The organism is Cupriavidus sp. FW305-3-2-15-C-LB2 (assembly GCF_058787575.1).
On record NZ_JBYSZW010000003.1, the window covers coordinates 51,259 to 75,075 of the forward strand.

General features: G+C 57.9%; 22 protein-coding genes and 1 pseudogene. 14 read left to right on the plus strand and 9 right to left on the minus strand.

The window, feature by feature from the left end:
- Positions 1-135 precede the first annotated feature (135 nt).
- Positions 136-783, minus strand: coding sequence for an IclR family transcriptional regulator (locus AC3WRR_RS03855; protein WP_043355366.1), 648 nt, complete (start codon positions 781-783; stop codon positions 136-138).
- Between the two features lie 94 nt (positions 784-877).
- On the opposite strand from AC3WRR_RS03855, the gene AC3WRR_RS03860 reads away from it, so the two are divergent.
- The 9 genes from AC3WRR_RS03860 (at position 878) to AC3WRR_RS03900 (ending at position 9,996) form a co-directional block, all read left to right on the plus strand.
- On the plus strand, positions 878-1,861 hold the full coding sequence (locus tag AC3WRR_RS03860) for a Bug family tripartite tricarboxylate transporter substrate binding protein (protein ID WP_058698224.1): 984 nt from the start codon (positions 878-880) through the stop codon (positions 1,859-1,861).
- A 24-nt stretch (positions 1,862-1,885) separates the two neighbouring features.
- On the plus strand, positions 1,886-2,755 hold the full coding sequence (locus AC3WRR_RS03865; RefSeq protein WP_052495072.1) for a VOC family protein: 870 nt from the start codon (positions 1,886-1,888) through the stop codon (positions 2,753-2,755).
- Complete coding sequence (locus AC3WRR_RS03870) at positions 2,755-4,170, plus strand: aldehyde dehydrogenase family protein (RefSeq protein ID WP_043355360.1); 1,416 nt, start codon at positions 2,755-2,757, stop codon at positions 4,168-4,170. Before AC3WRR_RS03865 ends, AC3WRR_RS03870 begins: the two co-directional genes overlap by 1 nt.
- A 13-nt stretch (positions 4,171-4,183) precedes the next feature.
- Positions 4,184-5,452: a CaiB/BaiF CoA transferase family protein gene (locus AC3WRR_RS03875; RefSeq protein WP_058698225.1), complete on the plus strand. Its 1,269-nt coding sequence runs from the start codon at positions 4,184-4,186 to the stop codon at positions 5,450-5,452.
- The gene (locus tag AC3WRR_RS03880; protein ID WP_043355358.1) at positions 5,449-6,189 is read left to right on the plus strand and encodes an enoyl-CoA hydratase/isomerase family protein; all 741 of its coding nucleotides are present in this window, start codon (positions 5,449-5,451) and stop codon (positions 6,187-6,189) included. The genes AC3WRR_RS03875 and AC3WRR_RS03880 overlap by 4 nt, the downstream gene beginning before the upstream one ends.
- A gap of 7 nt (positions 6,190-6,196) precedes the next feature.
- Positions 6,197-6,934: an enoyl-CoA hydratase/isomerase family protein gene (locus AC3WRR_RS03885; RefSeq protein ID WP_058698226.1), complete on the plus strand. Its 738-nt coding sequence runs from the start codon at positions 6,197-6,199 to the stop codon at positions 6,932-6,934.
- A gap of 29 nt (positions 6,935-6,963) precedes the next feature.
- Positions 6,964-8,145, plus strand: a complete 1,182-nt coding sequence (locus AC3WRR_RS03890; RefSeq protein WP_058698227.1) for an acyl-CoA dehydrogenase family protein — start codon at positions 6,964-6,966, stop codon at positions 8,143-8,145.
- Positions 8,146-8,156: 11 nt separating this feature from the next.
- Positions 8,157-9,272: an acyl-CoA dehydrogenase family protein gene (locus tag AC3WRR_RS03895; RefSeq protein WP_058698228.1), complete on the plus strand. Its 1,116-nt coding sequence runs from the start codon at positions 8,157-8,159 to the stop codon at positions 9,270-9,272.
- Positions 9,273-9,393: 121 nt separating this feature from the next.
- On the plus strand, positions 9,394-9,996 hold the full coding sequence (locus AC3WRR_RS03900) for a helix-turn-helix transcriptional regulator (protein ID WP_143010733.1): 603 nt from the start codon (positions 9,394-9,396) through the stop codon (positions 9,994-9,996).
- A 9-nt stretch (positions 9,997-10,005) separates the two neighbouring features.
- Here the strand turns inward: AC3WRR_RS03900 and AC3WRR_RS03905 are convergent, their stop codons facing one another.
- Positions 10,006-10,206 carry an FAD-dependent oxidoreductase gene (locus tag AC3WRR_RS03905; protein ID WP_369597129.1) on the minus strand — a complete coding sequence of 67 codons (201 nt, stop codon included), beginning with the start codon at positions 10,204-10,206 and terminating at the stop codon, positions 10,006-10,008.
- 62 nt (positions 10,207-10,268) lie between these two features.
- Between AC3WRR_RS03905 and AC3WRR_RS03910 the strand changes: the two genes are divergently transcribed.
- Positions 10,269-11,369, plus strand: a complete 1,101-nt coding sequence (locus tag AC3WRR_RS03910; RefSeq protein ID WP_058698229.1) for an IS5 family transposase — start codon at positions 10,269-10,271, stop codon at positions 11,367-11,369.
- A gap of 135 nt (positions 11,370-11,504) precedes the next feature.
- Here AC3WRR_RS03910 and AC3WRR_RS03915 read toward each other — a convergent pair whose 3' ends face one another.
- The 3 genes and pseudogenes from AC3WRR_RS03915 to aceE form a co-directional block, all read right to left on the minus strand.
- Positions 11,505-11,726 carry a ferredoxin gene (locus tag AC3WRR_RS03915; protein ID WP_199414552.1) on the minus strand — a complete coding sequence of 74 codons (222 nt, stop codon included), beginning with the start codon at positions 11,724-11,726 and terminating at the stop codon, positions 11,505-11,507.
- Between the two features lie 20 nt (positions 11,727-11,746).
- Entirely contained in the window at positions 11,747-13,063 is a 1,317-nt protein-coding gene (locus tag AC3WRR_RS03920) for a cytochrome P450 (RefSeq protein ID WP_081050313.1), read from the minus strand.
- A gap of 108 nt (positions 13,064-13,171) precedes the next feature.
- Positions 13,172-13,534 (minus strand): annotated as a pseudogene (gene aceE, locus AC3WRR_RS03925) (pyruvate dehydrogenase (acetyl-transferring), homodimeric type); the annotation flags it as partial.
- Between the two features lie 151 nt (positions 13,535-13,685).
- On the opposite strand from aceE, the gene AC3WRR_RS03930 reads away from it, so the two are divergent.
- On the plus strand, positions 13,686-14,129 hold the full coding sequence (locus AC3WRR_RS03930; protein WP_043355349.1) for a MarR family winged helix-turn-helix transcriptional regulator: 444 nt from the start codon (positions 13,686-13,688) through the stop codon (positions 14,127-14,129).
- Between the two features lie 357 nt (positions 14,130-14,486).
- On the opposite strand, the gene AC3WRR_RS03935 is transcribed toward AC3WRR_RS03930, so the two are convergent.
- The 4 genes from AC3WRR_RS03935 to AC3WRR_RS03950 form a co-directional block, all read right to left on the minus strand.
- Positions 14,487-15,506, minus strand: a complete 1,020-nt coding sequence (locus AC3WRR_RS03935) for a LacI family DNA-binding transcriptional regulator (RefSeq protein WP_058698231.1) — start codon at positions 15,504-15,506, stop codon at positions 14,487-14,489.
- A 129-nt stretch (positions 15,507-15,635) separates the two neighbouring features.
- Positions 15,636-16,622, minus strand: coding sequence for a Bug family tripartite tricarboxylate transporter substrate binding protein (locus tag AC3WRR_RS03940; protein ID WP_043355346.1), 987 nt, complete (start codon positions 16,620-16,622; stop codon positions 15,636-15,638).
- Between the two features lie 58 nt (positions 16,623-16,680).
- Entirely contained in the window at positions 16,681-17,904 is a 1,224-nt protein-coding gene (locus tag AC3WRR_RS03945; RefSeq protein WP_058698232.1) for a CaiB/BaiF CoA transferase family protein, read from the minus strand.
- Between the two features lie 34 nt (positions 17,905-17,938).
- Positions 17,939-19,543: an FAD-binding oxidoreductase gene (locus tag AC3WRR_RS03950; RefSeq protein WP_043355342.1), complete on the minus strand. Its 1,605-nt coding sequence runs from the start codon at positions 19,541-19,543 to the stop codon at positions 17,939-17,941.
- Between the two features lie 472 nt (positions 19,544-20,015).
- Here AC3WRR_RS03950 and AC3WRR_RS03955 point away from each other — a divergent pair, with 472 nt between their 5' ends.
- The 3 genes from AC3WRR_RS03955 (at position 20,016) to glcE (ending at position 23,816) form a co-directional block, all read left to right on the plus strand.
- Positions 20,016-20,897: a LysR substrate-binding domain-containing protein gene (locus tag AC3WRR_RS03955; RefSeq protein WP_058698233.1), complete on the plus strand. Its 882-nt coding sequence runs from the start codon at positions 20,016-20,018 to the stop codon at positions 20,895-20,897.
- A gap of 332 nt (positions 20,898-21,229) precedes the next feature.
- Positions 21,230-22,741, plus strand: coding sequence for an FAD-linked oxidase C-terminal domain-containing protein (locus AC3WRR_RS03960; RefSeq protein WP_043355338.1), 1,512 nt, complete (start codon positions 21,230-21,232; stop codon positions 22,739-22,741).
- A gap of 1 nt (position 22,742) precedes the next feature.
- Positions 22,743-23,816: a glycolate oxidase subunit GlcE gene (gene glcE, locus AC3WRR_RS03965; RefSeq protein WP_058698234.1), complete on the plus strand. Its 1,074-nt coding sequence runs from the start codon at positions 22,743-22,745 to the stop codon at positions 23,814-23,816.
- Position 23,817: the final 1 nt, after the last annotated feature.

Below are 23,817 nucleotides of genomic sequence, written 5' to 3' on the forward strand. Positions count from 1 at the left end.
ACGATGTGCTCACGGGAAATCATCAGAGATCCTCGTGAACCTCGATTGCAAGCGCCGGACAGATCCCAGCGGCCAAGCGGGCAGATTCGTGTTGATCAGTCGACGGTTCCGCACCCGGGGCGATGAGCGAACTCCCTACGCTGGCCCCATCCCAACAAGCCTTGAGACCATCGCTGCGGCATTCTGAAGTGTTGGAATGATTTCATTCTCGATCCTTTCGGGTGTCGCCTCGGCTGGCGATGTGGAAATCCCGATAGCCAGCTGGCGGTTGCCAACCCGAGCAAGCGGGACTGCAACTGAGATCTGATTGCTCTCTGGATACTCGACCATCGCCCATTCACCGACCCCGAGGGTCAACGCCTGTGTGAGCGCGCTACTTGGAGGCAGGATGCTTCCAACCCGGAGATTCATCACCACGAGGCGACGGCGTTCCGCGAGTGCCATCGCCCTTCCAATAATGATCACCCCGTCGGGGTTCGCTTCACCCAGGTTGGATGTTCCTGCGTACGTGTCAGCCAGTTGCTGGAGCATCTGCTGAACCGAGTCTGTCACTCCCAAACTTTCCAAAGCAGCAAAGCCGATTTCGAAGACTCGGGTAGTCAAGCGCCATTGGTTGCCCTCGCGCGCGACATATCCCTCCTCCTCCAAAGTCAATAGAAAGCGCAGAACGGTCGGGTGCGGCAGGTCTACGGCACGCGACAACTCCGCCAACGTAGGTCGCCCGTTCTCTCGGAAAGCGCGCAGCACCGCTAGACAGCGTTGGATCGATCTATTATTCTTCATTCGTACACCCTGTGTACCGCTAGTTCACCTAGTGAACATCATAAGCCAGGTGCCCTTGAGATGCAACCTGCTTCTTGAGGTCAGGAGACAACGAATGAAACGATGGATATTGGGCTTGAGCGCCGCTGTGGTGGGGTGCTGGGCAGCGACCGGTCAATCTGTTGCGAACGCCAGCGAGTCCTGGCCGAGTCGCCCGATCAAGTGGGTCGTGCCGTATCCGCCGGGCGGCACCACTGACATGCTGGCACGTATCGTCGGTGCCAAGCTCTCTGAACGACTCGGGCAGCCCGTGGTGATCGAGAACAAGCCAGGCGCTGGGGGCGATGTTGGCACGGCCTATGTTGCGAAACAGCCCGCTGATGGATACACCATCGTTATGGGCAATATTGGTCCTATTGCCATCAACCCCACGCTTACTCCCGACGCTCGCTTTTCTCCCACGCGAGATCTCGCGCCGGTGACGCTCCTGGCGGAGGTTCCCAACCTGCTGGTGGTCAACCCGCAACTGCCGGTCAAATCGGTGAAGGAACTCGTTCAGTACGCGAAGCAACAGCCCAATCCCTTGTCGTACGCAACGCCTGGCAACGGAACATCTTTGCACTTGGCGGGTGAACTGTTCGCTTCGACAGCGGGCCTGCGCATGGTTCATGTGCCATACCGCGGTAGCGGCCCCGGCCTGAACGACACGATGGCAGGCCATGTACCGATCATGTTTGACAACATGCCTTCGGCATTGAATCTCGTAAAAGGCGGAAAGGTTCGCGCACTCGCCATCACGAGTGCTGTCCGTTCCCCGTTGCTGCCGGACGTCCCAACGATGACTGAAGCTGGTCTGAGCAACTATCAGATCACTGGTTGGTTCGGCGTCTTGGTACCTGCCGCAACGCCGAAGCCGATCGTCACCCGTTTGGATGCCGAAATTCAAGCTGTACTCAAGATGCCTGACGTCCGCAGCAAGATTGGCGACATCGGCGGAATCATCTCTGGCGCAGGACGAGATGAGTTCGGCCGATTCATCCAGCAGGAGTCGGCGAAATGGCAAAAGCTCATTCGTACCGCGCACATCACCGTGCAGTAGGTCAGTTACTTTAAGGAAGAAGCAATGTTGAACTCGGTTGACAGAATCCTCGTTGCGGTGCGCGACCTCGATCAAGCAGAGCAGAACTACAGGGAAGTACTTGGGGCGCAGTATCTTGATGAGCTTGCAAGCGACCATCTGAATGCCCGTGGCCGTAGCCTGGTAATCGGCGAAAGCACGGTCGAACTTTGGACCCCGCGGGGAGCAGGGGTCGTAAGTGATCATCTTGATAGCTTCGGGGAAGGCCTCTTCTTTGGAGGGGTCTCGACAGCTAGCCTGGCTGAATGCCAGAGGTTCCTTGCCGAGCAAGGTATCCGATTTGCTGAAGCCGACGGCCGTCTCTATTTGAACGCGGGCGGCCTCTATGGCATGCCACTCGTTGTCAGCGAAGCGGCAGCGCGGGTTCGAGCGAATGGTCCTGTGTCGTTTCTGTACGAGCTCACCATGGTTCTCAGCACCGACTGGCGAGAAGTCGCGGATTGCTACGCGCGAAAACTGGGCCTGCAGCGCGACAAGGCAGTAGACATCACGTTCGCGCGATTTGGCTATGAAGGCACGCTGCTGATGTTCGCGCCGGATCGTCTCGATCGCATCGAATTGGCTGAAGCGCATGATCCCGCCTTTGCCATGGGCAGGTTTTCGGGCAAGCGAGGTGACGCACTTTACATGTGCTACATCGAAACGCATGATTTGGCGGACGTAATCAGGCGACTCGAATCGCGCAACGCAAAGTGGACCCGAAGGACCGACACGGGCAAGCCCGAGCAGGACGGCCTCTGGATCCATCCGAGCGCGCTGAATGGCGTCCTACTTGGTGTATCCCGAACCTCGTTGGCGTGGGGATGGTCCGGTAGCCCCGAGAAAGTCGAAGAGATTTCAGAGGTGCAGTCGTGATGCCGGAGATCTTCGATCAGCAATACATCGGGGGATCGTGGCGCCGTGCTTCTGGCACACAGCTCATCGACGTAGAGGACCCGAATACTGGCCTGGTATCGGCCCAAATTCTTCCAGGTACCGAGGAGGACGTCGGTCTCGCCTTGGGTGCCGCGCAGAACGCATTGGCCAGCTGGTCCGCAACATCCGTGTCGGACAAATGCGCAATTCTTAATCGCCTAAAAGACCAACTCACAAATCGGCAGGAGTCGTTGGCCGATGCTATCGCGGCTGAGGTTGGCACGCCCTTGAAGATCTCACGCATCGTTCAAGTCGACTCGCCCATTCGGAACATTGGGAACTTCGTAAAGCTGGCGGAAGGATTTCCATGGCAATCGCGAACGGGCCCATCTGTCATCGTCCGGGAGCCATTCGGCGTCGTGGCATGTATCACGCCATGGAATTTCCCGCTTCATCAGATCATTCTGAAGGTGGTGCCCGCGCTTCTGGCCGGGAACACAGTCGTGCTCAAACCAAGTGAATTGACGCCCCGAACAACGCGCCTTATCTGCGATGCCATCAATGACGCAGGCTTTCCTTCGGGCGTGGTGAACGTTGTGAACGGCTTGGGTGCGGTAGTGGGCGCAGCGTTGGCGCGAGCTGACGGCGTGGACATGGTTAGCTTCACAGGATCCACGGAAGCGGGTCGTGCAGTGTCTTGCTTGGCCGCGTCGACCATTAAGAAGGTGACGCTGGAATTGGGCGGCAAGTCGCCTTCCTTGGTATTGCCGGGTGCGGACCTGACTGTGGCCGTCAAGGGAACGCTCGCTTCCTGCTTCCTCAACAACGGTCAGACTTGCAGCGCGCTGACCAGGTTGATTGTTCACTCGCGTGATGTGTCGGCCGTCGAAGCCCTGGTGAAGCAAGAACTCGCCAAGTTCTCTGTCGGATCCAGCCTCGTCGAAGGCCATCGGATCGGCCCGCTCATTTCTGGCAAGCAGCGTGACCGCGTGCAGGAACTAGCGGAAAAAGGGGTAGCGGAGGGCGCCACGCTCATCGCGTCAGGCCAGGATGTTCCGCCTGCAGGATTCTTCGTCAGCCCGAAGGTGTTTCTCACAGATCAACATAACTATCTGGCCAAGGAAGAGGTGTTTGGCCCCGTGCTCTGCGTGATTCCCTACGACGAAATCGACGACGGCATCCGCATCGCCAACGCAACGGTGTATGGCCTGGCGGCGGCCGTTTGGGGCGATCCTGACCTCGCACTCGACGCCGCTAAGAAGATTCGTGCAGGACAGGTCGATATTAACGGCGCCCGATTCAACCCCGTAGCGCCCTTCGGCGGCTTCAAACAAAGCGGTGTTGGCCGGGAGGCGGGTCACGTCGGTTTGGATGAGTTCCTCGAGTACAAATCTATCCAAATGAACGAGGGATGACGGAATGTCTCTTATGCAGAAACAAGCTCTAGGGAACATTCGCGTATTGGATATGACGCGAGTGCTCGCAGGGCCATGGTGTACCCAGATGCTGGGCGACATGGGAGCCGATGTCATCAAGATTGAGCACCCATCGCGAGGGGATGATACGCGGCAGTGGGGGCCGCCGTATGCGATGACGAGTGAAGCGGAAGTGCTTGAGGATTCCACCTACTTCGCTTCCGCAAATCGGAACAAACGATCGGTTGGCGTGGACATCGCCAACCCAGACGGTGCGGATCTGATCCGTAAGCTCGTTCTTGAGTGCGACATCTTTGTAGAGAACTTTAAGGTTGGTGATCTGGCTCGTCGAGGGCTTGACTACGACAGTCTGAAAAAGATCAATCCGCGCCTGATCTATTGCTCTATCACCGGGTACGGCCAATCCGGGCCGTACGCTGACCGCCCCGGCTACGACTTCGTTTTCCAGGGGGAAAGCGGGCTGATGAGCATAACGGGCGAGCGTGATGACGAGCCTGGTGGTGGGCCACAGAAGGTCGGGATCGCCATTGCTGATCTGACGACGGGACTGTATGCGACGGTCGCGATCCTCGCCGCGTTGAACCACAGGAATGTCACGGGAGAAGGTCAGCACATCGATTTGGCACTGCTCGATTGTCTGGTTGGCTTGTCGTCGAATCAGGGATTGTCGTGCCTGATCAATGGCGCCGAACCGCACCGGTGGGGGAACGCGCATCCGTCTCTCGTACCGTATCAAGTCTTTGATACGGCAGACGGTAAGGTGGTAGTTGCTGTGGGGAACGATTCCCAGTGGCAACGCTTTTGCCAAGCGATCGACGCCAAAGAACTGGCCCGGGATTCGACGTTCTATTCCGCATCCGGACGCATTCGGAATCGAGAGGCGCTAATTGCGCAGGTGTCGTCGGTTCTTGCGGCGCGCCAAACCGAGCATTGGCTTGCCGCGTTCTCCGCAGCGGATATCCCGCACGGTCGTATCAATACCTACAAGGAAGCCTTTGCTCACCCACAGGTCATCCACCGTCAGATGACGATCGACGTGCCGGTTGACAAAGGTATCGGCTCGGTACGGGGCATCGCCAATCCCATCAAATTCAGTAAAACGCCGGTGCACTACGTTCGGGCGCCCGCGAAACTCGGTCAGCACACAGAAGACGTGCTTTCCGACTTGCTAGAACTTTCCGCGGACCACATCGCCGGTCTCGAAGAACGTGGGGTGATTAGTTGCCAAACGTCAAAAAAGACACTTCAGGAGCAATCATGAGCATCCAAGCTAATAATGTCGGAAACGTCCTGGAGATTTGCATTGCGCGTCCAGAAAAGCGCAATGCGATCAGCGCCGCGATGTACCAGGAACTGACCCGTCTTCTGGATGAGGCCAACGCGGACAAGGAATGTGCCGCAGTCATCGTGCATGGTGCGGGCGGACACTTCACTGTCGGTGCCGATATCAATGATTTCCAGACCCGGCGGGGTAATGAAGATTCCCCTGCTGTCACGCTTCTCCGGAAGATGGCCGCGATCGATGTGCCGCTAATCGCAGCAGTCGAGGGACTGGCGATTGGAATCGGCGCCACGATGCTGCAACACGTCGATTTTGCCTACGCATCCCAAGATGCGCGCTTCCGCATGCCGTTCGTATCGCTGGGTCTGTGCCCCGAGGGCGCATCCAGCTACCTGCTCGAATCGCTGGTAGGTGTCCGGAAGGCACGTGAGTGGTTGATGCTTGGAAAGTTCTTTGATGCAGAAGAAGCTTTCGATGCCGGGCTTCTGACGTCGCTGACGCAGGACGGGGAAGCCCTTGCACGGGCGCGCGAAACGGCTGCCGAACTGGCAAAGCTTCCCAAGGCTTCGGTACGCGCGACAAAGCGGATGTTGAACCACGAGAATCGTGCCGCTGTGGGTTCTGCGCTCGACCTGGAAGTGAAGATGTTCGCCGAACTCTTGAATACCGAAGCCACTCAGGAAATCTTCAAATCCTTCCTGAACAAGAAGCGTTAAGAACGCCATGGCCGAGTTGATAAAAATCGAATCAGAAAATTTCGTCCGGGTCATTACGATGAATCGGCCGGATAAGAGAAACGCGCTGAACTCGGAAATGTGCGACGCGTTGCACGACGCGTGGCAAGACTTCGCGGGCTCAGAGGATCGCGTTGCCCTGCTACGTGCAGAGGGGTCGGTGTTTACGGCAGGCCTCGACACGGACGATCCACCGGATTCCTTTTGGCATGCCATTCCCAATGTCGCATTTGACATTGGAAAGCCGGTTATTGCAGCGGTTAATGGCCCCGTGATAGCGGCGGGCGTATCGATGCTTGCATTCTGCGATCTTTGTGTAGCGACTTCGGCAACGACCTTCGTCTATCCCGAAGGTCGCCTAGGCATGGCAGCCGGCTTGATTAGCTCGCTGGTCGGTCGGATTCCCCACAAGATCGCGATGGAGCTCATGTTGACCGGGCGCCCGGTATCCGCCCAACGGGCCTATGAAGTCGGATTCGTAAACGAACTCTGTGAACCAGGAAGCGAAACAGAGGCAGCTCTAGTGACAGCGCGTCAGATTGCGAGCGCAGCGCCGCTGGTACTGCGTTTCCTCAAACAGGCGGCGAGACACTCGATTCCGGTAGGACTGGTTGAGGCAGGCTATAGCGCCCAGTACCAAGCTCAGATGCTGGCCAGGAGTGAAGACGCCCGGGAAGGGGCGTTGGCGGCCAAGGAGCGTCGCGCTCCCGTTTTCGTGGGCCGCTAGGACTAACTAACACAGTAGGGGACTGAGAAATGGATCTGAATTTCACAGAAGAAGAGCAGGAATTTAGAAAAGAGGTACATGCGTGGATCGACGCCCATTTGCCGAAGGAGATCTCGCACAAGGTGCACAACGGACTGCAGCTATCCCGCACCGATATGCAGCGTTGGCACCAAATTCTGGGGAAAAAGGGTTGGCTGACGTATAAGTGGCCAGTCGAGTTCGGCGGCACGGGCTGGACACCAGTGCAGCGGCACATATTCGAGGAAGAGTGCGCGTTGGCAGGAGCACCGCGACTCGTGCCCTATGGGCCTGTCATGGTGGCACCAGTCATCATGGCATTTGGTAACGCTGAGCAACAGGCGCGCTTCTTGCCCGGCATTGCGACGGGCGATGTTTGGTGGAGCCAGGGTTACAGCGAGCCGGGATCGGGTTCCGACCTGGCTTCGCTCAAGACACGAGCGGAGCGAAAGGGAGACAAGTACATAGTCAATGGTCAAAAGATCTGGACCACGTTGGCTCAGTACGGGGAGTGGATTTTCTGTCTCGTCCGGACCAATACAGAAGGGAAGCCGCAGGCAGGGATCAGTTTCCTGCTCATTGACATGCGTTCGCCTGGCGTCACGGTTCGGCCCATTAAGCTGCTGGACGGCGAGTGCGAGGTCAATGAGGTCTGGTTCGACAATGTTGAGGTCCCCGTTGAGAACCTGATTGGCGAAGAAAATAAGGGCTGGACCTATGCCAAACACCTTCTCAGTCACGAACGCTCGAACATTGCAGAAGTCGGGCGTGCCAAGCGTGAGCTCCGACGCCTGAAGCGAATCGCGGCTGCAGAAGGCATGATGGACGACCCTCGTTTCAAAGACGAGGTTTCGAAGCTCGAGGTAGATATTATCGCGCTCGAAATGCTGGTTCTTCGCGTTATCTCGGCAGAAAAATCCGGGAAGAATCCATTGGATATCGCAGGCCTACTGAAAATCCGAGGCAGTGAGATTCAACAGCGCTACAGTGAATTGATGATGCTGGCTGCAGGTCCCTATAGCCTCCCATTTATTCAAGACGCTATGTTGACGGAGTGGGATGGCGAGTTCCCAGGTGGAGAGCGACGGAACGCTCCGCTTGCCGCGACATATTTTAATCTGCGGAAAACCACTATCTACGGTGGCTCCAATGAAGTGCAGCGTAACATTGTTTCGCAAGTGGTCCTCGGATAAAGGAGTAGAGCATGGATTTCGAATTCACTGACGACCAGGACCAACTGCGAGATGCAGTAAGAAAGTGGGTAAAGCGTAGCTATACGTTTGAGCACCGTCGCAGTTCCGAGAGCAGCGGCGGATTTTCCGCGGACGCGTATTCGGAGCTTGCGGAGCTTGGGCTGACTGGACTTTACGTCCCAGAAGAGTATGGCGGCGTCGGTATGGGGCCGGTCGACGTTATGGTGGTTATGGAGGAACTGGGGCGGGGCATCGTACTCGAACCGCTGGCGCAAGTTCTACTTGCGGGTGCAGTGCTGTCGAACTACGCCGAAGCAAGCGTACGCGCGGCGTGGCTGCCTACGATTGCTTCTGGAGAAAGTCTGGTCGTACTGGCCCAGCAGGAGCGCGCGAATCGTTATCGCATCGATACGTGCGAGACGCGAGCAGTCGAGACGGCGGAAGGTTGGGAGCTTACTGGGAGTAAGAGCCTCGTGCCGGTTGGCGATCATGCTGCTGCGTACATTGTACCCGCCATGATTGCTGACACTCTCGGAGCGTTCCTTGTGGAGCGCTCCGCCCCAGGTGTATTGGTACACCCTTATCAAACTGTCGACGGCTCGCGCGCCGCGGAGCTGACGTTGTCGAAGGCGCCGGGCACGCTAGTCACCCGCGAAGGCCAGGATTGCCTGTCGTATGCCGTGGATCTTGGCATTGCAATGACGTGTGCAGAGGCCGTGGGCGTGATGGACGTAACCCTGGAGGCTCTGGTGGAGTACATGAAGACGCGCAAGCAGTTCGGCGTCGCTATCGCGAGCTTCCAAGCGTTGCGTCACCGCGTCGCAGATATGAAGATGAGTCTAGAGCTCGCGAGGTCTATGAGCTACTACGCCTCGCTCAACGTCAACGCGCCGGCGAACCAGAGACGTCGCGCCATGGCACAAGCGAAATATCAGTTGGGCGGGTCGATGCGATTCGTCGGCCAGCAGGCCGTGCAATTGCACGGTGGGATTGGAATGACGGATGAGTATATCGTCAGCCACTATTTTAGACGCCTTACCCAAATGGAATCGGTGTTCGGAGATACGCTGCATCATCTGGCGCAGATGTCGGACTCCATGCATCCCGAGCTTGACAAGGCTGCCTAAGGCGCCGCGAAGAGTAAGTGCTCGATGAATTGCGATGGCGGGTGACCCTCATCGTTTCCGGCAGCGCGGTGGTACATCCTCGCGCTGCTCATAGTATCGGACCGGGATAGTAGCGTAATTGATGCAGACGCAACTTCAGTCACGAAGCCAAGTCGGGATCCATGATATTTTTCTTCCAATTCCAATGAAAGTGACTTCGTTGAGTGGCGAGCAGATAATCAGCCGACAAGGCTATTCACGCGTAATTAAAGAGGGGAAGTTCGTGAAGCTCCCCGCTTTTTCTCCTGCGAGTCTGTTCTTGGGCGGCTCTATTTTTAAGAGCTCGCATTGCAGCTTCGATCTGGATGTAACTAGTTATTCTGTGGTGCGTGATCAACCAATGCACGATCTGTGGGATTCCAGGCCGCTTTGGGAGGCAATTTCATTGTCGGTGTTTATGAATCCAAAGGAAGCTTGGAATATTGCAGATATAGCGGATAGTTTGCAGACAACATCCTCGAGAGTCAGGCGGACCCTCTTCAGCCAGGGCAATTGCTTCACGGAAATATGTAACACGCAGCGGCTTATGCGTTCGCTGTTCGAATTGGCAGGACTGGAAAGATCTATACCGGATATTTCGAACAGAATTGGGTGGAGCCAATCCTATGACTTTGAGTCATCTTTCTATAATAGATTTAAAGTTTCGGCAGATGTTATTTGCGGAATGAAATTTTATGCCCGCTAGGCGATCTATTTAGAGGAGCTCTACTGAACGTTTGCCAGCCATCAACCGCTTCGAAAGAGATGGGCGGCCGTTGGGCAGGCCGCCCTCTTTTGCGATGGAAGTACCATCCGCCCCAGCCTCGCGCGCGCAGGCTGCTCGTGCCGCCGTGATGCCGGCGGCCGTTGCCCCGATGACTACGATTTGCTTAGCAGGCCGCTGAAATACCTCCAACGGAAGTCAGCGCGAGGACTGGCTGAAGCGTTGGTTTGAGGACCCCATCCAACCCCACATTCATGCGCGGCGCAGACACCTTCACCGAGAGTTTGTTCACGATGCGGAGGCTGGAGGATTTCGTGCCGAAGTCCCATCCGCTGCGCTCGATCCGCACCATGGCCAATCAGGCGCTGGTGAAGATGGACCGGTTGTTCGCGCAGATGTACGAGGCCGATATCAAGGGCGGCCGGCCAAGCATCGCGCCGGAGAAGTTGCTGCGGGCCATGCTGCTGCAGGTGCTGTACAGCATTCGCTCCGAGCGCCAACTCATGGAGCAGACGCAGTACAACCTGCTGTTTCGCTGGTTCATCGGGCTGTCGATGGACGACCCAGTTTGGGTGCCCACGGTCTTCACCAAGAACCGCGAACGGCTGATCAAACATGATGCAGTGATCCAGTTCTTCAACGAGGTGTTGGCCATCGCGCAGAAGAAGAACTGGCTGTCGGGTGAGCACTTCAGCGTAGACGGCACGTTGGTTCAGGCGTGGGCAGGCCACAAGAGTTTCGTGCGCAAGGATGGCGGCGACCAAGACGATAACGACGGCGGCAACTTCAAGGGGCGCAAGCGCAGCAACGAGACGCACGAGTCCAAGACCGATCCCGATGCCAAGCTGTACCGCAAGGGCAAGACAGCCAGCGAGCTGCGCTACATGGGTCATACCCTGAGCGACAACCGCCACGGCCTGGTGGTGAGCGCCATGGTGACCAATGCGGACGGACACGCCGAGCGCGAGGCCGCAAAGGTAATGCTCAACGATGCCAGGCAGGTGGTTGAGGACCTGAACGTGGAAGTAACCGTCGGCGCGGACAAGGGATACGACGCGCAGGAGTTCATTCAGGCCTGCCTGGAAATGAAGGTGACGCCCCACGTGGCGCAGAACACCTCGGGGCGGCGCTCGGCCGTTCCTGATGCCATTGCCAGCAGCGCCGGTTATGCGGTCTCGCAACAGAAGCGCAAGCTGATCGAACAGGGCTTTGGCTGGGTCAAGACCGTGGGGCGCATGCGTCAGGTGATGGTGCGCGGCCTGAAGAAGGTCGACCAGATGTTTGTGCTGAGCATGGCCGCCTACAACCTCGTGCGCATGCGCTCGCTGGGACAAATCCGTCCGCAGTTGCAGTAATCGCGGTAATGAGGCCGGAAATGGGCGTCAAAACGCAGGAAAAGTCGATGCAGGGAGGTCCGACTTCCGGATTGTGAGAAATAGCGAACCTACCAGCCTTGAGGCGAAGTACTCATCGCTTGCGCGATGAGTACTTCAGCAGCCTGTTAGGGGAATCATCAGAGAGCCTCGTGAATCTCGATTGCCAACGCCGGACAGATCCCAGCAGCCAAGCGTGCAGATTTTGTATTGATCGGCCGACGGATCGGCATTCAAAAGAATGACGATTCCGTCATCCTTTTGGTCGAACAGATCCGGCGCATTGACGACGCATTGGCCGGAACCGCAGCATTTTTCGGGATAGATTGTGATTTTCATCGTGATTCGCCGTAGTGGATTTACCAGCTAACGGGCAGTGCCCTAACACCATACATGAGCGAATCGCTCTTGAACGCGAGGCTCTCGATGGGCACGGCCAGCCGAAGATTCGGCAGGCGCTTCAGTAGGGCGGTGAACATGATCTGCATTTCGACTCTGGCGAGAACTTGTCCCATGCACTGATGCGGGCCGTATCCGAATGCGATCTGTGTCCGGGCATCACGGCGGAGGTCAAAGACGTGGGGATCTTTGAACTGCTCCTGGTCGCGATTTGCGGAAATACTAAGCACGACAACGGGATCACCGGCTCGGATCAATTGCCCATTCACGACAACGTCCTCCAGTGCGACACGTCGCGTCCCGGACTGTATGACATCCAGGAAGCGTAGCATCTCCTCCACCGCGTTTGGAACGAGGCTTGGATTCTGGCGAAGCTCTTCCCAGATGTCCGGCCTCTGAAGTAGGAAGAGCACCCCCATCGACGTCGTATTTGCCGTCGTCTCGTGCCCGGCAATCAGCAGAAGCCTTCCAAGCGAGACCACGTCTGTTTCAGTGATATCGCCCTTCCGTACATGATTAACGATAAGGCGACTGAGGATGTCCTCCCCGGGGCTTTCGGATCTCTTCGCCACCAGTTCACGCAGGTATTCGCACAACGCTTGATTCGCGGCGCTAGCCTCTTCCCTCGTCGCGGTGCTCGACGTCATGATCATCGCCTGTTCTTGGAAGAAGTCGTGATCGTCGTATGGAACACCAAGCAACTCTGAGATAGCCAATGCTGGTGTCGCCAATGTAAAGGCGCTAACCAGGTCAGAAGGCTGCGGCCCCATCGCAAAATCTTCCAAGAGCTTGTCCACGATGGCCTGAAGTCGCGGCCGCAGATTCTCGATCTTTCGGATCGTGAATTCGCCGGTCAGCATCCGCCGTTGCTCTGAATGCTTGGGTTCATCCAGGGTAATGAAGGTCCGGTTACTACTCCGAACAACCTTTACTGCGGCGCTGGAAGAGGGAAATCCCGGATGTGAGACGTCGGAGCTAAAGCGAGAGTCCGACAAGACAGCGCGAACATCGTCATAACGCGTGACAAGCCAAGCGATCTTTCCGTCCCAAAGCTTACCTTGTGCCAATTCGCCCTTCTGTTGCATCTGGAAGAACACCGGCGGCGGCGCCAAGGGATCTACGCGCTTAGGGGGGAAATCTGGGATTCCGCCGCTGTCGCCCTCAGCGTGAAAAGGACACGCTGATTTCGGCTCGTTCGCAGCCGCATCAAAAGGACAGCGCCCTTCTACCGCGGAAGATGGGTTGGAGGAAGGGGTGGGAGCAGGCGACTCCGTCATGGAAATATCTCCGAGGGCGATTGGTGGCTAATGTTAGGTAGCCTACCTATGTGGCGCAAAGGGGGTTTACCCTCAACAACAGAATCGAAGGTCGACCCGTAGACATCAGAAGAAAGCGGAGAACCCATATGTGGCGATATGCCCGCCGACGTTGGAGTGCTTGCCCGCCCGCAACACCATCGCCATGGCATTCCAGCGCGCCATGGCGGCCAGTCGGCGCTCGATCGAGGTGTCGCCTGGGTACGGCTGCTCGCCCGATTCGGCAATCGTATTGACGTAGGGCGTCGTGATTGCGCCATGGAAATCCCCGTGTCGGGCCGCGTCCGATTCATGCAGGCGGCCGATCAGGTAGTGGGCGCGTTCGCGGCCTTCCACTTCGGTCACGGCGGCCAGGGCCTCAATCCATTCCTGGGTTTCCTGCGGGTCCACATCCAGCGGCAATACGTGTAGCGGCAACACCGGGGCATTCATCTCTGTCTCCATGGGATTGACGGGGCTTCGGTTCGCATCAGGCCCGGTCGGATAGGCGTGGCCATTGCGCTTCAAATGAATTGCAGTTGCAATCGTCTGGGCATTGTGAGCGCTCTGCGGCATAATTGCAACTGCAACTATTGGAGATACCATGTCGACTGAGAAGCCGGATTTGTGGTTTTCGTTTGTACGGTCGCACCGGGCCTTGATACGTGAGGTGGATCGGCGTCTTGCCGAGGCTGGACTGCCAGTCTACGCGTGGTACGACGTGCTGTGGGGGATTGAAAGCGGGCCGGAGGAAAGCCGCCGGATGCATGAGCTGGCCGATGTGCTTGCCATCGAGCGGTACAACCTGACTCGCCTGATTGACCGGCTGGAGCGTGAAGAACTGGTGACCCGTATCCGGTCAGAGGAAGACGGCCGCGCCGCGTTCGTGTCCGTCACACGGCAAGGTAAGGCCTTGCGCAAGAAGATGTGGGGCATCTACGAGGCGGCGGTCAAAGAACTGTTTCTGGCCGAGTTCCGGCCGGAAGACATCGGGCGATTTTCTCGTGCGCTGGATGCGGCGGCAGCCAAAGCGGGGTGGCCGAAATAGGTTCGAACTCCCTTTTCGTGCGGTGACGCTTCTGGCTCGCGCCGGAGGGGACGAATGTGTCCGCTTTTTGGGACACGTTCGACTTAGTTGGCAACGGCGGTACCCTGACGCCTCAATCAAAGGTCAGTGGCATGACCGGCGCTTACCGACCCACCCTAAGCGGACATCAGGATGGAGCAGAGACTGATATCCATTAGGCGCCCCGCATGACTGAAGAATTCCCTCAGAACGTTGTCTGCAGCGCTTCATTTAATAGCTGGACAACGTATGCTTCGACCGCTTTGTGCCCGGTGAGGGCCTAGCTAGAGCGACGGCTGAGTTCCGTCCGTAGCGACAAAACGTAGTTTGGCTCACCAACTATCGGGGCGGCGCCGTACTTTCGCGAACTACAAGGTCAGGCTCGAACTCGGTCTGATTGCGTTTGGACCCGCCTTCAATCTGATCAACCAGGTTACGAGAAGTAAGTTCGCCAATCAGAACGGGATTCGAGTGTACGGTCGTGAGTGCGGGCGTCATCAGTTCCGCCATCTGCCAGTCGCCGAAGCCTGAAACTGAGATGTCGCTCGGAACCGATAGTCCCAATGTGCGGCACTCCGCGATCGCTGCCACAGCAACGAAGTCATTGATGCATATCAGGGCAGTCGGCTGTTCCTGATGCGGCAGCGAGTCATTACGCTCGAGACAGGTCCGAACCGCTTGCCGGACGGCAGATGCTTCGTACGGTGTCGGGAGAATGCGGTCGTCGGGTATCGAAATGCCGTTCTCACTGAGGACGTCTTGGATGCCCAGAAGTCGTTGAGAGGAGAGAAATTGAGTCTCTAGTGGCCCTGGGAGGACGGCAAACTTTCGATGTCCCTGTTTGACCAAATAGCTCGTCAACCTGCGCATCGCCAAGCGATTGTCATATCCCACCGTGGGATGCATACCCTCACGATCGACGGCCCACATTAGGACATACGGAATGGCATGCTTGTGGATTAGCGAGAAGACGTCAGGGTGATGCTGTGACCCGATAATGGCGATTCCGTCGACTCTGCGCTCCAAAAGCGCGCGCGCGCAGCGTAGTTCTGTCTCACTGTCGTCCCGGTGGCACGTCAATAAAACGGTGTATCCGAGCCGATCGAGCTGCGCCTCTAAGGTATCGACCGCTTTCGCGTAAAGCTCGTTCATCAGTGTCGGCGCAATGATGCCGACCGATCGCGTGCGCCCTTGACGCAGGTCCCGAGCCGAGGAAGACGGGACGTAGTTGAGGCTTGCGATGGCGTTCTGCACGCGCTCCAGCGTGTCAGGTCGCAGCCGATCCGGCGATGTCAGTGCACGGGAGACTGTTGCCGAGGAAACGCCGGCGAGGAGGGCGACTTGCTTGACATTCACCATATCGGATCAGCGGTTATCTTCAGCCTGGGATATCGGCCGACTGCCGTCATTGTAACGACCTTGGTAGTCCACAGGCAGTTTCCGTCGTCGGGGGGTATCCCGACGACGGACCGGCATTCCCGGTGAGGGCTAGTCGAGCCGGACCTTTGCTGAATCAGCCACGCGCTTCCATTTCGTAACTTCGGTGCGCAGAAACGCATCGAATGCTTCCGGGGTGCCGCCTGCGATCTGCGCGCCTTGAGCCATCAGCTTGTCGCGGACCTCCGGATCCTGAAGGGCTTTGTTGAACTGGCTGTTCATCTTAGCAACGATGGCTGGTGAGGTCCCGGTCGGCACCATAAATCCACCCCAAGAAACGGCTTCGTATCCGCTTATCCCGAGCGCTTCATCTACCGTCGGCACATCGGGCAGTGCCGGCAATCGAGTCTTGCTCGTGACCGCAAGAGCCCTGAGTTTTCCACTCTTGACATGTGGCATTCCAGCAAGCGCGGTGGGAAGGGCAACATTGATCTGCTGACCGAGCACGTCTGTGAGCGAAGGCGCGTCTCCCTTATAGGGAACGTGGTTCATCTTGACGCCAGCCATGGTACTAAGGAGTTCCCCGGCCAGATGGCTGCCCGAACCGTTGCCTGCAGATCCAAAGGTAATCTGTCCTGGCTTGGCCTTTGCTAATGAGACCAGTTGGCGCAGGTCCTTCACCGGCGAATTTGCTGCCGTGACGATAATGAGCGGCACCTTTGTCACCAAGACAACTGGCGTAAAGTCTTTCAGCGTGTCATAAGGAAGTCTCCCGTATACGGCCGGGTTGATGGCATTCGGCCCAAGGTTGGCCATCAGCACGGTGTAGCCGTCAGGCTGCGCCTTCGCAACGGCTTCATTAGCGATGATGCCGTTTGCGCCAGGCCGGTTCTCCACAACAACAGACTCTCCCCATGCCTGGCTAAGCTTAGCGCTTAGGAGCCTGGCGGTCACGTCTGAGGCGCCGCCAGGGGGATAGGGAAGAACGACCCGAATCGGCTGGACCGGCCATTCCTTAGCGTGGGCGGCGGCCAGACCGATGGTCAGTGTCACTCCGCAAACGGCTAATGCCCCCGCAATTCGTAGCAATCGATGCATGTCTGTCTCCTTTGAACGTGATCTTTATGGTGATCACTGTGGTCGGGCGGATTACACGTCAGATCGTCCCATCGCGGCGCATTGCCTCAATTTGCTCCACAGACTTCCCGAGCTCATTTTTCAGGATGGTTTCAGTGTGTTCGCCCAGCGCTGGGGGCGCGCGAAGGTAGTCGATACTGCTGCGAGAGAACTTGATAGGGTTCGCAACCTGGGGCGCGCTTGCACCGCTGCTGTGGGGCAAAGAGAAAACCATTTCACGCGCCCGGATATGGGGATCCTCCAGTGCTTCTGGAATGCTCTGGATCGGGCCACAAGGTACGCCGACCGATTCCAGCAGTTTGAGCCACGTGTCTCTCTCTTCTTCTTCAAAGCGAGCCGAGAGCACCTCCACAAGACTTTCACGGTTCTTTAGACGATCCGCATTGCGTCGATAGCGGTCATCATCCGGAAGATTGATTAAACCCAGCGCTTCGCACATGGCTCGGAACTGCCGGTCATTACCGACTGCTACGATCAGAGAGCCATCGCTTGCAGGGAATGACTGATAGGGTGCGAGATTGGGGTGCGCGTTGCCCCAACGACGCGGGTGGCTCCCGCCCACCAAATAGTTCGAGGCCTGGTTTGCCAGCCACGCCACCTGCGTATCCAGCAGGCTCATATCGACGTACTGCCCGCGGCCACTGCCGACTCGCTCAAATAGCGCGCTGACAATTGCAACGCTTGCATACATGCCAGTCATCAAGTCCGATATGGGCACCCCGCATTTTTGCGGGCCGCCACCGGGGACGCCGTCGCGCTCGCCTGTGATGCTCATCAGCCCGCCCATGGCTTGCACCACGAAATCGTATCCAGCCCGCTTGCGGTATGGGCCCGTCTGCCCGAAGCCGGTGATGGAGCAGTAGACGAGCCGAGGATTGATCTCACTCAGGGTCTTGAAGTCCAACCCGTAACGTTGCATATCGCCGAACTTGTAGTTCTCAACGAAGACGTCGCAATCTTTGACTAGCTCGTGCAGCAAATCCTGACCGACCTTGCTGCTGACATCCAGAGTGATCGAACGCTTCCCGCGATTGGCGCAAAGGAAGTACGCCGACTCTTCCGTCGTCGTGCCATCCTCACGAGTAAGGAAAGGCGGGCCCCAAGCTCGCGTGTCATCGCCGGTGCCGGGACGCTCAACCTTCATCACGTCAGCGCCCAGGTCGGACAATAGTTGCGTGCTCCAGGGTCCAGCAAGGATCCGGCTCAAGTCTAGGACCTTGATACCTGCAAGGGGGCCTGCCATATCTCCTACTCCTCTTTTTTGAGTTTCTAACTAATTAGCTCGGGTCGAACAGCACGCCAGGGTTCAAGACCTGGTGCGGATCAAAGGCCTGCTTGGCGGCCTTTAGCGCGGTGCAGAACAGCTCCGGCCGTTCCTTGTCGTACCAAGGGCGATGGTCCCGACCAAGCGCATGGTGGTGGGTCACCGTACCGCCTGCGTCCACCATGGCTTGCTCTCCAATGCGTTTGATCGCTTGGAACTGCTCGGGCAATCGAGCCTTATCGCCATAGGCAAACCACGTGAAATATGGCGCAGGGCCATCAGGGTAGAGGTGGGTAAAGCGGCAAGTCACCGAACCCGGGCGGCCGGTAACTTCGCGAATGGCCCGATGCGTTTCTGCCTTGACGTGCGCGTGAAGAGCGGCGAACTTGTCCCACGTGCACGCGGTTTCCATGGTCTCGCGCATGACGCCGCGAGCAATGGCGTACTCGCGCAGGTATGGGCCGCGCAGGAACTTGTTTCGCCAGCTCGATGTCGCAGCGTCCGCACCACCTTGGTTTCCGCTGACCGGATCATCGTCCCATTCGCCGCCGCACTCCGCGCAAATTTCCAGTGCTCGCTTCAGGCGTGCCTCGACCGGGTGGTCGGCGGACTCGAATCCCAGCACGAGAATGTCATAGCTGCCGTCGCTCGAACCCGTGTACAAGGCTTCTTCGCGTTCCACAAGGCGGGCATTGGCAGGGTTCAGTCCAGATTGAGACAGTACCCGTGTGGCCTCGACAGCGCGCGCATAGTCACGGAAACGTACGGTCACCTGCTTGCGGAAGACCGGCCGGCGGTGAAGCTTGACCCACGCCTCGGTAATGATGCCCAGTGCGCCTTCGGAGCCGAGGAAAAGTCGATCCGGATTGGGTCCCGAACCCGATACCGGGAAACGTCGGGATTCAATGGCACCCTGGGGCGTTACCACTCGCATGCTCTCGACGTGGTCGTCGATCTGAGTGAACGCGGTCGCAAAGTGGCCTGCTGCTCGCGTTGCGATCCAACCCCCCAGTGACGAGAACTCCCACGCTTGCAGGAAGAATCGCATGGTCAGGCCGGTGGGCTTGAGCTGTCGTTCCAGCTCCGGGCCAAGGACGCCCGCTTGAATGCGCGCGGCCTGCGATGTTTGGTCTACCTCCAGCACTTTGTTGAAGTGCTTCATGTCGATGGACACCACGCCACGGTAACGATCGTGCTCGGGCGGATTCACGCCGGCCACGACGCTGGTGCCGCCGCCGTACGGAACTGCAGCAACGTTCTGGCGCCCGCACCAGTCGAACAGGTCCACGATGTCCTGCTCAGTGCGCGGGTAGGCGATGACGTCCGGCGGGTTGGAAAATTCCCGGCGCATTGCGCGCGCAACATCCATGGTGCCCGCGCCGTAGGTGTGATACAGGCGGTCGTAATGATCGCTTGTGCAGATTTCGCGAAGCGACGCGGGCAGCTGTACGCGAGGTTTGCGCAGCGAAATTTCTTCGGGCGTCGGAAAAGGTGTCGCTTCGAAGTGCTCGACACCCAGCAAGCGTGTCCACGCTGCCTCGAACTCCCGGATTTCGTCCGGCGTGACGGTGTCACCCTCATAGCCCCACCCGTAAAACTTACGACGACGTTCCTGCATTGTTGCCTCCTGTGTGATGTGGTAATCGATTACATACGTTACGGTAACCTGCGTCAGAGACTGTAAATAACCAATGCCAGTACGGTGATGAGGCGAAAACAGCACTGCGTGCAATCGATTACATAAGTTTAGATTGGTGCGGCATAATGTCAAGCAGTTAACGCAGTCGCGGCCATGGGTTGGAGCAGGAGTCGACGAAGAGGTCGGATCGCTAAGAGACCTTCCCGCGGCGAGGTCACTGTGGGTTGGAGAGCGACTTACTTGGTGGTCTTCCCTTGCAGGGCGTCAGGTACGTCCTTGCCTGAGGACCCAGTGAGTCGATCCTGAGCAAGCAATCTGGGGGCGCTTGCTCGTTGCAGCGTTGGCATGGTGCTCGAGCGACAGAGCAGCAAGAAGTGTGGCCGCTCCCTAGGCCTCAAGCGATGACATGCGGCATATCCGCCCTGGGTAGCCCACCAAACGGAGAGAAGATATGGCCCTGCAACACATCCCGCCCATTCAATGTCTTGTCACCTTCGAGACGGTTGCAAGGCTTCGGAGCGCCACACGTGCCGCCGACGAGTTGTGTGTAACAACCAGCGCCGTGAGTCATCGAATCCGCCAGCTTGAATCTCACCTCGGTGTTGAACTCTTCGGGCGGAGTGACTTCACGCTTTCTGCACATGGTGCAGCGTACCTGGCGAATGTCCGAAGCGGCCTCGCTGCGCTACAGCAGATGCCGGTCAAAAATGGAAAAGCCTCTTCCACGCGACTGCGGGTCGCGGTGACCCCAACTTTCTCCAGGCAGTTCCTGATGCCCAAACTGGAACTGTTCCGCAACAAGTATCCGGACATCGACCTTATCTTGCAGGTCTCCATCCCATTCCTGGACGTCACAGCCGAGCCATCCGATTTGGAAATCCGGTACGGCGCGGGCGGATATGCGGACGTCGATCATCGCGTCGTTCTCTCGGAGGAGGTGGCGCCGGCTTGCAGCCCTACCTATCTCAACGAGTTCGGCCCCTTCGAAGGCTTCGAAATGGCGGGTGAAATCGACCAGGCGCGTCTGATACGTAGCCCGCTTGAGCCTTGGACGACATGGTTCTCCGCATGTGGATTGACGAGAACGGAGCCGCATGTGGGCGCTCAATTCAACGATCTAGGGCTTCTCTATGACGCAGCCGCGTGCGGGTTCGGCGTGGCACTAGTGAGGACCCGTATGGCGCAGTCATGGCTAGAGGGGGGGCGACTCATCCGCATATCGGATCGATCCGTGCCTTCACAGATGGCGCACTACTTATGCTGGGAACCTGGGGCCCTGGAGAGATGGGAGTGCGCCGCCTTTATGGAGTGGCTCACCGACTCGCTAAGTTGAGCGGCCCAAACACGGCAATCAAGTTTTCTGCAACTCAACCGCAAATAACTCTCAACCTGCTATATCGCGTGATTGTCTACAGTCAAGTCATGGCGTCTCGTCGACGCCTTTGACAGAAGTGTATTAGAACCTCCCCACACAATGCATCGCATTCATCGCTCAACGTTTGAGCCTCAGCGCCCGGAAGCAACGCTCCGCCTTGGAGCTGCAGCATCCGTCCAGGCTGATTGCGCGGTTCGCCGGCTCGCTACGGTCGCGCCGTCGCTCCGCACTGATTATCCAATAGACCGGCACAGCACGACGCAGCTTCATCGCACCAGGAGGGCAAAGTCATGAATGCGACGCGTGACGGCTGGTTGGCACATCCTACTGACGCTGAGCGGAGGGAAGCCCGGCGTGCGGAAGTGGTTTCCGCGCTAGAAGGCGTGCTGCCTAGGGACCTTATCCTGTCGCAGCGCGAGGACACCCAGCCATTTGAATGCGATGGCCTTACGGCCTATCGGGCGCAGCCGCTCGTCGTGGTGCTTCCCGAAACAGAAGAGCAGGTTGTTGCCATTCTGCGAACGTGCAAGACGCTCGGTGCGCCCGTCGTGGCTCGGGGCGCAGGCACGGGATTGTCAGGCGGTGCGCTCCCACATGAGATGGGCGTGCTCCTTTCGCTCGCTCGTTTTAACCGGATCGTCAGGGTAGATCCTGTGAGTTGTACCGCAGTGGTCCAATGCGGTGTACGCAACGCCGCAATCAGTGAGGCAGCCGCTACGTATGGGCTGTACTACGCCCCCGATCCGTCCAGCCAGATTGCCTGCACGATCGGTGGAAACGTGGCCGAGAATTCCGGAGGCGTCCATTGCCTCAAGTACGGACTCACGTTGCAGAACGTAATGAAAGTACGGGGATACACCATTCAGGGCGAGGCGATAGAGTTTGGATCGGAAGCCCTTGATGTCCCTGGGCTCGATTTGCTCGGCGTCGTTGTAGGCAGTGAAGGGATGCTCGCAGTGACATTGGAAGTCACCGTCAAGTTAATTCCTAAGCCAGAACTTGCGCGATGCATCGTTGCAAGCTTCGACACCGTCGAAGCCGCTGGTGACGCCGTAGCCAACGTCATCGCGGCCGGCATCATCCCAGCCGGCCTGGAACTGATGGACAAGCCGATGACCGCCGCCGTAGAGGACTTCGTGCATGCTGGCTATGACCTGGACGCGGCCGCAATCCTATTGTGCGAGAGTGATGGGACGGCGTTGGAGGTCGAGGACGAGATTGTGAAGATGAATGCCGTCCTCACCGCCAGCGGGGCCACTCGTCTTGAAGCAAGTCAGGACGAGGCGCAGCGTCTTCGTTTCTGGAGCGGGCGAAAGAATGCATTTCCCGCGACGGGGCGCATGAGCCCGGATTACCTGTGCATGGATTCCACGATTCCTCGCAAGAGTCTCGCTGCGATCCTTCGAGCAATCAGCGAGATGGAGGTGCGCTATGGGCTTCGCTGCGTGAACGTGTTCCACGCCGGCGACGGGAATCTACATCCGCTGATCCTTTTCGACGCCAACAATCCCGAAGAACTGCACCAGGCGGAGCAATTCGGCGCAGAGATTCTGGAAACAAGCGTCACGCTTGGCGGGACGGTGACCGGAGAGCACGGTGTGGGCGTGGAGAAGCTGAACTCAATGTGCGTTCAGTTCTCAGGCGCAGAGCGAGAACAAATGTTTGCGCTGAAACGTGCATTCGATCCGCAATCGCTCTTGAATCCTGGGAAGGTAATTCCGACGCTGCATCGATGTGCCGAATATGGTCGCATGACTGTTCGGCGTGGGATGCTGCCGCATCCAGAAATCCCGAGGTTCTAGAATGACGACGATCCCCACGGAAGTGTCTCATCTGATTGAGACAGTCCTGCATGCAAGAAAAACGAAGACCTCTCTCAACATCGTTGGCGGCGGTACGAAATGCTTCTACGGTGAAGAGCCGTCGGGTGAACCGTGTGATGTCCGGCGCCTCAGCGGAATTTGCAGCTATGAACCGTCTGAGCTGGTTGTCACCGCTCGTGCAGGCACACCGCTAGAAGAACTTGAGGCCGTGCTGGCCGAGCACAATCAGTACCTTGCCTTTGAGCCGCCACGCTTTGCTAAAGGAAGTACTGTCGGAGGAGCGGTCGCGGCAGGTCTGAGCGGGCCAGCACGCGTCGGGGTAGGGTCCATTCGGGACTTCGTTCTCGGCGCGACCATGATTAACGGCAAAGGCGAGCTTCTGACATTCGGCGGGCAAGTGATGAAGAACGTTGCCGGTTATGACGTTTCGCGTCTCCTGGCCGGCTCAATGGGAATACTCGGTGTTATCTGTGAGGTCTCGCTGAAGGTTCTGCCCATTCATTCATCGAGGATCACCCTGGTCATCGAACGCGACGAAGCAGGGGCGTTGTCTCTCTTAAACGGGCTGACTCGGCAAGCATTGCCAGTCAATGCGAGTGCCTGGCACGACGGAAAGCTGTTCCTCCGACTGAGTGGTGCAGCCTCTGCTGTCACGGAAGCCAGAAAGCGTTTGGGCGGGACTGAGCTGGAACCAGACGAAGCGTTGTCCTGGTGGGATGCCGTCCGCGACCACCGCCACGACTTCTTTTCACAGAGCGACGCGCCTCTCTGGCGTGTTTCCGTTCCGGCAGTCTCCCAACCCTTCTTGGCCGCGAATCAGCTTATTGAATGGGGTGGTGCATTGAGATGGCTATACACCGACGATCCCATCGAGGACGTTCGGGAAATGGCGTCATCGCTTGGTGGTCACGCCACGCTGTTCAGGGATCCGCATCATAGGAGCGGCGTGTTCACGCCACCGAGCGATGCGCTCTTCGAGATTCATCGCAATCTCAAGCAAGCGTTTGATCCCGATGGCATCTTCAATGTTGGTCGGCTCTACCCCGGCCTGTAAG